Raw genomic sequence first — 11937 nt, forward strand, 5'->3', positions numbered from 1 at the left:
GATGAAAAAAATATATCTCGTGGTGATTGCCCTTTTATGTTTGTTCTCATCCTCCGCATGGGCGATGGACTGTTACAAAGATTCATTGGGCGGTCAAAGTCTGGTCACAACAACGCTCCCGACGTTCACGGTCCCAGCCAACGCCCCAGCCGGACAAAAAATTTGGGAAAGCGGCGATTTGCTGGTGACGGTATATTGCGATCACGCCACCCGCGACAGTACAAAACCTGTCTCGCAGGATCCCTGGAGTGAACACGTTTATGCCTATATCCTGGACAGTTTTCATAACACCGATAGCCTGATGACCAACAATCCCTATCTGGCGTTTGGCGTAACCTATAACGGTATTGACTATGACATCCCCGATATCAAAATTGATACGGGAGCCTGCCTTGATAAGCAGGATGATAAGTGGGGTGACTACAAGGAAGCAGCCTGCAATGGCGTCACAATTCAGAAAAACATCACATTTAGCGTGCGCTTTCGTCTCTACGTGAAGCTAAAAGCGATACCAAAAGAGCAGTTTGACTATACCTTTCCCTCCGTCACCGTACTGACGTTTGACGGTTCAGGCGGAATCAACACGCTTCCAAAAGCAAAAAACCTGCATTACGACATTACCGGGCTGTCAAATATTCACTTCCTGGACTGCGGTGTGGATATCCGGATCTACCCTGAAAATCAGATCGTGAATTTTGGCCAGTTTACGGAGAGCGCAGTCAACGCCAACGCCGTCACCTCACCGTTTAGCATTTCGACAATCCGGGATGCCACTGCTGGCTGTTCAGAACAATTTGACGTGACGACCAGCTTTTACACCACCGATACGCTCTACGATAATACGCATCTGGACATGGGAAATGGTTTACTCATGCGTCTCATTGATAAAACCAATGGCGATGTGACGTACAACCAGTATCTTCCTTTTGCAACCTATCACCCTGATGATACGGAGACGACGCTGACGCATGACTATACGGCGGAGCTAACCCGTAAACCTGGTGAAGCCGTTATTCCTGGACCATTCAGTAAAGACATTATTGTCAAAATCAATTATCAATAATTGATCAAAAAGCAGACCAGCATCTCCTGTTGGTCTGCTTATTTAGCCCCTCGCCCTCTTTTTTCTATGTAAGCCATTCACTTCAATAATTAATAAACGCAAACTTAAAGAGTCTTTAATTATTTTTTAATCACGCATTGTTACAATTAGTTTTAGAATACAACCGCCTCAAACATCAATATCTCTTAAATATTATTCATAACAAGGATATTTCATGCGAAATATTTCAAAAACACTTTTGGCGGTTGCTTTAGGCTCTTTTATCTCTGGCAATGCACTGGCAAGCGATCAGGGCTCCGGTAAAATCACCTTTAAGGGCATTATTATTGACGCACCATGCAATATTGCACCAGACAGTATTGATAAAGAGATTGAACTTGGCCAGTTCACCACGGCGGTGATGAATGTGAATAAAAAATCCACGGCGGTACCGGTTGATATCAACCTGGAAAACTGCCAGCTTGACGCTGCAGATGAAACCGCAACACCCGTCACCAAAGTGGACGTAACCTTCAGCAGCACCGCTACCGACGCAACCGATACCAGCCTGATGAGCAACACCTATGCGGGCGGCGCGCAGAACGTGGGCGTTCGTCTGCTGGATAATGCAGAGTCCCCTATCACGCTTGGTACGGCTCAAACTGTCGATCTTTCTGCGGGTTCAGCGACCCAGACGCTGCACTTCAAAGCGCAGATGGAAGTGGTCGATGGTAAAACAGCAACGGCAGGCCAGGTCGAATCTACCGCGAATTACATCCTGTTGTATAAATAAGCCCATACCGTTAATTATATTTCGGCTGGCAATATATTTGCCAGCCATTGCCGTAATTTTATTTGAGAGCTGAATGATGAAATACAGTGCATTTTCGATCATCATTGCTGGCTTTCTTACGCCTCTTCCACTGGCCGCCGTTGAATTTAATATTAACGCTATCGATAAAGATCAGCGCGGCAATGTTGATTTATCCCAGTTCAAAGATAAGAACCACGTTGCGCCGGGTCATTATTTCGTTACCGTTGCAATTAATAATACGCCACTCGCTAATGGCTGGCAGTTAGCCTGGTATAAAAAAGACGATACAACGGAAGTCTGCATTCCGTCCGATCTGGCGGACACTTTTGGTCTGGACGATAAGTACCGCAGCATGCTGACGGTTAACGCGGGCTGTGTCGACTTTTCCCCGCTGCCGCAGGTTCGTTTCGAGTTTATTCAGGCGACGCAAACGCTGGAAGTCACCCTACCTCAGGCCTGGCTACAGTACCGTTCCACCAACTGGATGCCGCCCGCGACCTGGGACAACGGTGTTTCAGGCGTGCTGCTGGATTACAATCTGTTTGCCAGCCGCTATCAGCCAGATGAGGGGTCAAGCAGCGATAACGTCAATACCTACGGGACCGCTGGCGCCAACCTGGGCGCCTGGCGACTGCGGGGAGATTATCAGTACGCCCTTAACCGTACGGATGGGAGGTCGCAGAGCGACGGCCGCCTTTCTCGCGCCTACCTTTTTCGCCCTCTGCCTGCACTCGGCTCAAAGTTCACGCTGGGTGAGTCAGATTTTCAGTCGGATATTTTCGACGGATTTTCCTACACCGGAGCCTCACTTATCAGCGACGAGCGTATGCTTCCCTGGTCTCTGCGCGGCTACGCGCCACAAATTTCTGGTATTGCTCAGACGAATGCCACCGTGACCGTCAGCCAGGCGGACAGAATTATCTATCAAACCAAAGTCCCACCGGGCCCTTTCGTCATCCAGGATATCAACCAGTCCGTACAGGGAACGTTGGACGTCACCGTCGCCGAAGAAGACGGTCATACCAGCACCTTTCAGGTTTCTGCTGCTTCTGTGCCTTTCCTGACGCGAAAAGGCCAGGTTCGCTATAAGCTGGCGGGCGGTAAACCCCGTCAGGACAGCTCGCATCAGGTCGAAAACGAGGCCTTTTTAAGCAGCGAATTCTCCTGGGGCGTACTGTCCCGGACCTCCCTGTACGGTGGGATCCTGAACAGCGGTAATGATTACCGCGCGCTGGCGGCTGGTATCGGGCAGAACATGGATATGCTGGGCGCGCTGTCATTTGATGTCACCCAGGCCAGCAGCCAGCACGAGGGAGAAGCAAAGCAGACGGGATACAGTTACCGCATCAACTACAGCAAGCGTTTCGATACCACCGGGAGTCAGCTCACGCTTGCCAGCTACCGCTACTCCGACAGCCGCTTTCTCAGCTATGCCCGCTTTCTTGAAAAAGACCGGGATCACGCGGAAACGGAAAAACAGACGCTGAGCATCACTGCCAGCCAGTACATTCCCGCCCTGTCGCTAAACCTTTACCTTGGTATGCTGCGCCAGACCTGGTGGGACAGAGCCCCCTCCACCACCGGCACACTCACGGCAGGATACAACTTCGACCTTGGTCGCTGGAAAAATCTTGGCGTGACGGCCTCATGGAGCAAAACACATTATCAGGATCAAGGCGATGACACGCAGGTTTACTTCTCTTTAAGCATCCCCCTCGATCCGGATCATCGCCTCAATTACGATCTGAGAAACAGCGACACGACGCGTCAAACGCTCTCCTGGTATGACTCTTCAGACAGTAACAATACCTGGGGTATATCCGCTGGTACCGAGAGCGAAAAAACTGACGCCGGGGCGCAAGTCAGCGCAAATTATCAGCACTATGCCGGGACGGGAGATCTGAACCTGTCCGGAAGCTACAAAGCCCATGACTACCGTTCCGTCAGCGCGAGCTGGAACGGCTCGTTTACCGCAACCGCCCACGGGGCGTCGCTTCATCGCCGGAGCTACGGCAACGAACCGCGTGTGATGGTCAGCACGGAAGGGATCGGCAATATACCGCTGAATATGTCCCGCGATGCCACCAACATGTTTGGTATTGGCGTCCTGCCCGCCTTTTCGAGCTATATGCCCGCCAGCGTACAGGTCAATCTGAATAACCTGCCAGAGGGTGTCGATGTCGATAACCACGTCATTCGCTCCACCTGGACCGAGGGTGCAATCGGTTATCGGCTGATTGCCTCCCGTCAGGGTCAGGATGTTGCCGGGATCGTGCGTACCGCCAGCGGCACGCCGCCTCTCGGCGCCCAGGTGCGTGAGCAGGATTCAGGCAAAGAGGTGGGCATTATCGCCCAGGACGGACATATCTGGCTGGGGGCGGTAAAAGCTGAACAGCACTTTATCGTCACCTGGGGAGACGATCAGCAGTGTCATTTCTCCCTGCCAGCCTCTCTCGACAACACCACGCAGCTGATGCTGCCCTGCCAGTAACTTATCACTATGAAATCATACGTTTATTTAGCAGCACTCCTGTTTTGTGGCTCCGGCGTCTCGCAGGCGGCAATTAACCTGGACAGGACGCGCATCGTCTTTGCCGAAAGCGATAAAGCCAGCAGCCTGACCATTGAAAACCAGAGCAAATCGCTTCCCTACCTTGCCCTCGCCTGGGTGGAGGATCGGGACGGGCGCAAAGAGGACACCCATTTTATGGTCCTGCCGCCTATTCAGCGCATTGAACCCGGCGCCTCGTCACAGGTGCGGATCGTGAAACAGGCCGCGACGCAACAGCTGCCGGAGGATCGGGAAACGCTGTTTTATTTCAATCTGCGTGAAGTGCCGCCCAAAAGCGGGAGCCTGAAAGAGGAGCGCAGCGTCATGCAGGTGGCTATGCAGAGCCGCATAAAGTTGTTCTGGCGGCCGGAAAGCATTCGTAAAAAAGCAGGTGAAGAGACGGAGATGCAGCTGTCGGTGACGCTGTCGGGCAAAACCATGCGCCTGAAAAACCCAACGCCCTATTTCATTACGCTGGCATGGCTGAGCAATAACGGAAAAACCATGATGCCAGGCTTCGACAGTCTGATGATTAGCCCGTTTGCGACCAGTACGCTGACGCTAAGTGAAACAGAAGGAACGGGCTACAGCATAGGTTATATTGATGATTATGGTGCGCTACGCAAGGTCAATTTAACCTGTACCGGGTCAACACCATGCACGCTAACGCCGCGCAAGGTAGGGCAAAATGCGACATCTCGCTAAGCTTTTCCTTTTAATGCTGGTGATGTGCCCCCTTAAGCAGGCGCTGGCGCTGAACTGCTACCTTGGCACACAAAATGGCCCGGTGGAGCAAACCAAAACGGTGTCAGAATTCTCAATCCCCAGCACAGCCAGGGTTGGGCAAAAGATTTGGGAATCCAGCGATATCAAAATCCCCGTGTATTGCGACAGAAATACCGCGTCAAATCATGAGAACGAAGACGTCTTCGCCTGGGTGAACCCTTATCCGTCGGTGTCGGATCCTTACTACGAGCTCGGTGTAACCTACGAGGGTGCAGATTACGATGCCATCGGGCAAACCTACGGCGTGGATACCCGTCAGTGTCTGGACAACAACAGCCTGAGCAAATACACGGCCGAACAGTTAAAAGCAATGGGCTGGGAGAAATACATCTGTTCGGGGAATGCGTGGGATGTACATACCTCACGAACCTTTGCGGCACGCTTCAGGCTGTATGTTAAGCTCAAAGCGATACCGCCTCAGGGCTACGTCAGCACGCTTGGTGATTACATCGTCGTGCAGTTTGACGGCAAAGGCGGCGTAAATGCGCTTCCTGATGCCAAAAACCTCAAATACCACATTAACGGGCTGGAAAACATCAGGGTACTGGACTGCGGAGCGACGTTCAGTATTTACCCTGAAAATCAGGAGATCGACTTTGGCACCTTCAGCGCACGTGACATCGTCAATCAGGGCACGCGTACGCGAACGTTCTCGGTTAAAACCAGTAAAGTACAGGATGCGCAGTGTTCAGACGGATTTAAGATCGACTCGTCGTTCTATACCGATAGCGAGCTGACGGCCAGTGATACGGCGTTGCTGATTGGTAATGGCCTGAAGCTGCGCATTCTTAACGGCACACAGCCCTACACCTTCAATCAGTATGACGAGTACGCTGATTTTACCGGTTCGGTGCTGCATTTCGAGACCACGTACACCGCTGAGCTTTCACGTGCAGAGGGAAAGGGTATCGATTCTGGCCCTTTTGAAACGGTCGTGCTGTTTAAAATTAACTACCACTAGAGACAAAAAAGCCGGGTTTCCCCGGCTTTTTCATTCGTGCACCGTTCAGCTGGCTTTGCGCTCGTGCGCCTGACGGTACTCGATCAGATCTTCAATTGTCACGACCGGCATGTTGTGCAGGCGTGCAAAGGTAATGCACTCTGGTGCGCGCGCCATGGTGCCGTCATCGTTGGTCAGTTCACACAGTACGCCCGCAGGTTTGAAGCCTGCCAGCGTCACCAGATCGATGGTCGCTTCAGTGTGGCCACCACGGGTCAGCACACCGCCCGCCTGCGCACGCAGCGGGAAGACGTGGCCAGGACGGTGCAGGTCGGATGGCTTGGCGTCATCGGCAATTGCTGCACGGACAGTAGTCAGACGGTCAGCCGCGGAGACACCGGTAGTCACACCATGCGCGGCTTCGATGGTCACGGTAAAGCCGGTACCAAAGGCGCTGGTGTTGTTTTCGACCATCATCGGCAGCTCGAGCTGCTTACGGCGGTCTTCGGTAATACACAGGCATACGATGCCGCTGCCGTGACGGATGGTCAGTGCCATCTGCTCAACGGTCATGTTTTCGGCGGCGAAAATCATGTCGCCTTCGTTTTCACGGTTTTCATCGTCAAGCACCATCACGCCGCGGCCTTCGCGCAGGGCATCCAGTGCATGTTCAACACGTTGAGTTGAAGTGCCAAAAGAGGAAAGTAGCGTCTGATTCATGGTAAAAAAACCTCATTAACATTATGGTTACCAGAATCAGGGCAGTCTTAGGAGCGCCGTATAAGCGGCAAAAAGATAACGTGAGCGGGCCCATGCCCGACTGGATCGTTACTCTCTCCCATCCGGACTTTAACCGTCGGCCCCGGAATTACACCGGATCTGCTGACCTTTGAGAGTTCACCCAAAGCGCTCGCGGGCTTTCAGCATGACGCTGATTTACCGCCGGTGGGGAATTTCGCCCCGCCCTGAGAATAAGCGAGATAACTATAACGCTATTGATTAACCTGGGCAATGCATAAGCTTCAAACAAATCTGCTTTATCCTGGAGCATGACGCGCTACAATGTTCATCAACACCGTCTTATCAAGGGAAGCCACTATGATTGACCCGAAGAAAATTGAGCAAATTGCGCGTCAGGTTCATGAGTCCATGCCAAAAGGTATTCGTGAATTTGGTGATGACGTTGAGAAGAAAATCCGCCAGACGCTGCAGGCGCAGTTGGTTCGCCTTGATTTAGTGAGCCGCGAAGAGTTTGACGTGCAGACACAGGTTCTGCTGCGCACCCGTGAAAAGCTGGCGCTGCTGGAACAGCGTCTTACCGAGCTGGAAAACCGCAATACCCCGGAAGAAGTGAAGCCGGCACCAGCGATACCGCCGGTGGATGACCAGGCCTAAGTGCGGCCTGATGCCCTCACCCCAGCCCTCTCCCACGGGGAGAGGGTGAAATAACGGGCCAACTGGCCCGTTTTTTACTGACTGTCTTTCTGGATCTTTTTGATGATGTTGGTGGTTGAACACCCGTCCTCAAAGTTGAGCACCATCACTTCACCGCCGTTGGCCCAGACCTCTTCGCTGCCCGCAATTTGCTCCGGTTTGTAATCGCCGCCTTTTACCAGCAGGTCAGGCAGAATGCCTGCAATCAGACGCTGAGGCGTATCTTCTTCAAACGGCACAACCCAGTCCACCGCTTCCAGCGCGCCGAGCACAATCATACGCTGCTCCAGTGGGTTCACCGGACGCGTTTCGCCCTTCAGACGTTTGGTCGAGGCATCGCTGTTCACCGCCACAATCAGACGATCGCCCAGCTTGCGTGCATTCGCCAGATAAGAGACATGGCCCGCGTGCAGAATGTCGAATACGCCGTTGGTCATCACCACTTTCTCACCGCGTTTACGCGCGGCGGCAACGGCCACTTTCAGCTCTTCTTCCGTCATGACGCCAAAACCGGTATCGGCGCGGCCGCGCACAGCGTTTTCCAGTTCGATTGGCGAAACGGTAGAGGTCCCGAGTTTACCGACAACCACGCCCGCCGCGGCGTTCGCAAAGTAGCACGCTTCTTCGAGGGAGTTACCCGCCGCCAGCGTTGCCGCCAGCACGCCAATCACCGTATCACCGGCACCGGTCACGTCATAGACTTCCTGCGCCTGGGTTGGCATATGCAGCGGCGCCTTGCCCGGCTGCAGCAGCGTCATTCCCTGCTCGGAGCGGGTCACCAGCAGTGCAGACAGCTCGAAGTCAGCGATGATCTTCATGCCGCGCTCGACGATCTCCGCTTCCGACTTACACTTGCCCGCCACCGCTTCAAACTCAGAAAGATTAGGCGTCAGCAGCGTTGCGCCGCGATAGCGCTCAAAGTCAGTGCCTTTCGGATCGATCAGTACCGGCACATTGGCTTTACGCGCCAGCTGGATCATCTGCTGTACGCTTGCCAGTGCCCCTTTGGCATAATCAGACAGTACCAGCGCGCCGATATTGCCCAGCGCCTGATTAATGCGCTCGTGCAGCGGCTCAGGATCCACACCCTCAAACCCTTCTTCAAAGTCGAGGCGGATCAACTGCTGGTTACGCGACAACACGCGCAGCTTGGTAATGGTCGGGTGCGTCGGAACAGAAACGAAATCGCACTTCACGTTCACGTCCGCCAGCGACTTGCTCAGCGCGCGCGCCGCATCGTCGATACCGGTGAGGCCCACCAGACGCGAATGCGCGCCCAGAGAAGCAATGTTCATCGCCACGTTTGCCGCGCCGCCAGGACGCTCTTCAATGGTATCGACCTTAACGACCGGTACCGGTGCTTCCGGGGAGATACGGCTGGTCGGCCCATACCAGTAGCGATCCAGCATCACATCGCCGACAACCATAACTCCAGCACGTTCAAACTCTGGCAGTGTTACTTTCATTCCTGACTCCAGAAAGATTCACAATTTGCGCGCGATGATATCACACTTGTTTTGTTACGCACGGTTCCACCAGCCACTTCTGCCAGCTCGCTTTCACCTGGTCGCGTTCACGGGTAAAGCAGTCGAGCGCCACGTGGCCCGGCTGTTCCTGCAAGGCGAGGTGGTGCAACTCATCGCGCAGCGTGGTGTAGGCGCGGGTTAAAGCCTGCGCCTCCTGCTCATCCATGATGTCGTTTTGCGCAAGCAGCTCCAGAATGCGCACATTATCAGACCAGCGGGTCAGCTTCGGCTTGTCATGCGCGTGCAGGAGCACCAGATACTGGGTGATAAACTCAATGTCGGTAATGCCACCCTCATCGGCTTTAATATCAAACCGATCGCGGTGTTTATTGCCCAGATGCGCACGCATTTTTTCACGCATTTCGCGCACTTCGGTCTGCAACTTACTGCCTTCACGCGGGGTGGTCATCACCGCTTTACGAATGGCATCAAACTGCGTTTTTAACTGCGGATCGCCATACACCACGCGGGCGCGCACCAGCGCCTGATGCTCCCACGTCCAGGCTTCGTTTTTCTGATAATCGGCGAAGGATTCCGTTGAGGTCACCAGCATGCCAGCCGCGCCGGACGGGCGCAGACGGGCATCCACTTCATACAGAATCCCCGATGACGTGCGGGTGCTGAACAGGTGCATAATGCGCTGGGCCAGACGCAGATAGAACTGGCGTCCGTCAATTTCTCGCTCGCCGTCGGTCATCACGTCTGCCGGGCAGTCGTGCAGGAAGATTAAATCCAGATCGGAGCTGTATCCCAGCTCCCACCCGCCGAGCTTGCCGTAGCCCACCACGGCAAAACCACGGCCTTCTCGTTCAGCAAGATGTTTTGGCTGACCGTAACGCGCCACCATCTGGATCCACGCCTGGTGCACCACCGCATCGATGATCGCTTCCGCAAGCCAGGTTAAGTGATCGCTCACTTTCATCACCGGTAGCGTTTCGGCAATATCTGCCGCCGCGACGCGCAGCATCTGGGCCTGTTTGAACTGGCGTAGCGCTTCCAGCTGCTGCTCTTCATCTTCTTCCGGAACGCGTAGCAGATACTGGCGCAACTCATCGCGGTAGGCATCGGTCGCCGTCGGCTGATAGAGGGTATTAGGATCGAGCAGTTCATCCAGCAGCAGCGGGTAACGCGCCAGCTTGTTGGCCACCATCGGTGACGCCGCGCAGAGCGTAATCAGGTGCTTCAGCGCCCCCGGGAATTCGCTCAGCAGTTCAAGATAGGTGGTACGCGTAATGATGCCGCTCAGCAGCGGCATCATGCGGGAAAGCGGCACCGGGGCGTCGGCACGGGAACAGACATCGCTCAGCAGGTGCGGCATCAGGTGATCCAGCACCTGGCGACCACGCGGACCAATGGCACGCTTGTTGAGTTCGAGGCGGAAATCGGCGATCAGCGCCACCACCCGATGGCGATCGTCGTCGCTCAGGTGCGCCAGCACGGGCGTGGTGTCATCTTCCTGCAGGGCATCCTGCCACAGTTCACGCCAGTGTTCAGAGAGCGTATCGTCCTGCGATTCGCTTTCATCATCGCCAATCAGCTCGTTAAAGATACGGCGCACGCCTGCCATATGCGCCTCCAGCCGTTCGGTCAATGCGGCCCAGTCGTCCACGCGCATGCCCCACGCCAGACGCGCCCGGTTCAGGTCATCCCCCGGCAGGGTCTGGGTTTGCTCGTCATTGATGCTTTGCAGCAGGTTTTCCAGACGACGCAGAAACAGGTATGCCTCACGCAGGGTTTGCGCGTCCCCCTCTGGCAGGAGATGGAGTTGCTCAATCGCCGACAGCGTCGGGATCAACGAGCGGGATTGCAGCGACGGCTCGCGACCACCGCGGATAAGCTGGAAGACCTGGACAATAAACTCGATTTCACGAATGCCACCCGCGCCGAGCTTAATGTTATCTTTCAGCCCACGACGGCGTACCTCACGGGCGATCATCCCTTTCATGTTACGCAGGGACTGGATCACGCTGAAGTCGATATAGCGACGGAACACAAACGGGCGCAGCATGGCGCGTAGCTCGTTGGCGTAAGCGTCGTCGCTGTCACCCATGATCCGCGCTTTGACCATCGCGTAACGCTCCCAGTCGCGCCCCTGCTCCTGGTAGTAATCTTCCAGCGCCGCAAAGCTCAGCACCAGCGGGCCGCTGTCGCCAAACGGACGCAGACGCATATCCACGCGATAGACAAAACCGTCCTGCGTCGGCTGATCCAGCGCCTTGATCAGACGCTGGCCAAGACGGGTGAAGAACTGGGCATTGTCCAGTTCACGACGGCCTCCGCGCGTGGAGCCGTTCTCCGGCCAGGCAAAAATCAGGTCGATATCGGAGGAGAAGTTCAGCTCGCAGCCGCCCAGCTTGCCCATCCCCAGAATCAACAGCGGCTGAGGAACCCCTTCCTCGCTGCACGGCGTGCCCCACTCTTTACAGCAGGCGGCGTAAAGCCAGTCTCGCGCAGCGACAATCAGCGTCTGCGCCAGCTCGCTCAACTGCTGGAGCGTGCTCTCTTCGCTGACCAGCTCAAGCGCCTGCGCCCAGGCAATGCGCACCATCACCCGGCGGCGAAACTGGCGCAAAACGCGCATCAGCGTGGCTTCATCCGCCACCTCAGCCAGCGCGCTTTGCAGCCAGCCTGCATAATGCCGCCACTCGTCAGCCTGCGGCGGGGCGTTTTCAAGCTCCACCAGCCAGTCCGGGTTAGCAGTAATACTTTCCTGCACAAAATCACTGAACGTGAGCACGCGCTTTGCCTGCTCGCTTAACGATGACGCCGGTAATGACTCAGGCAGACGTTCGCAAACGGTCTGCCACTGCTGCTGTAACTGCGAAGAAAGCGGCATTATAGGGG

The 11937-nt window shown here is 54.9% G+C and carries 9 protein-coding genes and 1 riboswitch; of the genes, 6 read left to right on the forward strand and 3 right to left on the reverse strand.

Annotated features, from left to right (window positions below; genetic code table 11):
• Position 1: 1 nt before the first annotated feature.
• The 5 genes from ECL_RS21795 to ECL_RS21815 all read left to right on the forward strand — a co-directional run bounded on the left by ECL_RS21795 (position 2) and on the right by ECL_RS21815 (position 6154).
• Complete coding sequence (locus tag ECL_RS21795; RefSeq protein ID WP_013098752.1) at positions 2 to 1063, forward strand: fimbrial protein; 1062 nt, start codon at positions 2 to 4, stop codon at positions 1061 to 1063.
• Between the two features lie 214 nt (positions 1064 to 1277).
• Entirely contained in the window at positions 1278 to 1835 is a 558-nt protein-coding gene (locus ECL_RS21800; protein WP_013098753.1) for a fimbrial protein, read from the forward strand.
• 76 nt (positions 1836 to 1911) lie between these two features.
• Positions 1912 to 4347 carry a fimbria/pilus outer membrane usher protein gene (locus tag ECL_RS21805; RefSeq protein ID WP_165444165.1) on the forward strand — a complete coding sequence of 812 codons (2436 nt, stop codon included), beginning with the start codon at positions 1912 to 1914 and terminating at the stop codon, positions 4345 to 4347.
• 9 nt (positions 4348 to 4356) lie between these two features.
• Positions 4357 to 5112: a fimbrial biogenesis chaperone gene (locus tag ECL_RS21810; RefSeq protein WP_013098755.1), complete on the forward strand. Its 756-nt coding sequence runs from the start codon at positions 4357 to 4359 to the stop codon at positions 5110 to 5112.
• Positions 5096 to 6154 carry a type 1 fimbrial protein gene (locus ECL_RS21815; RefSeq protein ID WP_013098756.1) on the forward strand — a complete coding sequence of 353 codons (1059 nt, stop codon included), beginning with the start codon at positions 5096 to 5098 and terminating at the stop codon, positions 6152 to 6154. Before ECL_RS21810 ends, ECL_RS21815 begins: the two co-directional genes overlap by 17 nt.
• 45 nt (positions 6155 to 6199) lie before the next feature.
• Here the strand turns inward: ECL_RS21815 and ribB are convergent, their stop codons facing one another.
• Positions 6200 to 6853, reverse strand: a complete 654-nt coding sequence (gene ribB, locus ECL_RS21820) for a 3,4-dihydroxy-2-butanone-4-phosphate synthase (protein WP_008502964.1) — start codon at positions 6851 to 6853, stop codon at positions 6200 to 6202.
• 106 nt (positions 6854 to 6959) lie between these two features.
• Positions 6960 to 7110, reverse strand: a riboswitch (FMN riboswitch).
• A 121-nt stretch (positions 7111 to 7231) separates the two neighbouring features.
• On the opposite strand from ribB, the gene ubiK reads away from it, so the two are divergent.
• Positions 7232 to 7528 carry a ubiquinone biosynthesis accessory factor UbiK gene (gene ubiK / locus ECL_RS21825; protein WP_013098757.1) on the forward strand — a complete coding sequence of 99 codons (297 nt, stop codon included), beginning with the start codon at positions 7232 to 7234 and terminating at the stop codon, positions 7526 to 7528.
• A gap of 74 nt (positions 7529 to 7602) precedes the next feature.
• On the opposite strand, the gene hldE is transcribed toward ubiK, so the two are convergent.
• Both hldE and glnE read right to left on the reverse strand, forming a co-directional pair.
• Entirely contained in the window at positions 7603 to 9033 is a 1431-nt protein-coding gene (hldE, locus tag ECL_RS21830) for a bifunctional D-glycero-beta-D-manno-heptose-7-phosphate kinase/D-glycero-beta-D-manno-heptose 1-phosphate adenylyltransferase HldE (protein ID WP_013098758.1), read from the reverse strand.
• A gap of 40 nt (positions 9034 to 9073) precedes the next feature.
• Positions 9074 to 11932 carry a bifunctional [glutamate--ammonia ligase]-adenylyl-L-tyrosine phosphorylase/[glutamate--ammonia-ligase] adenylyltransferase gene (gene glnE / locus ECL_RS21835; protein ID WP_109455527.1) on the reverse strand — a complete coding sequence of 953 codons (2859 nt, stop codon included), beginning with the start codon at positions 11930 to 11932 and terminating at the stop codon, positions 9074 to 9076.
• Between the last annotated feature and the right edge of the window lie 5 nt (positions 11933 to 11937).

It is taken from the genome of Enterobacter cloacae subsp. cloacae ATCC 13047 (assembly GCF_000025565.1).
In the GTDB taxonomy this organism is placed as follows: Bacteria; Pseudomonadota; Gammaproteobacteria; order Enterobacterales; family Enterobacteriaceae; genus Enterobacter; species Enterobacter cloacae.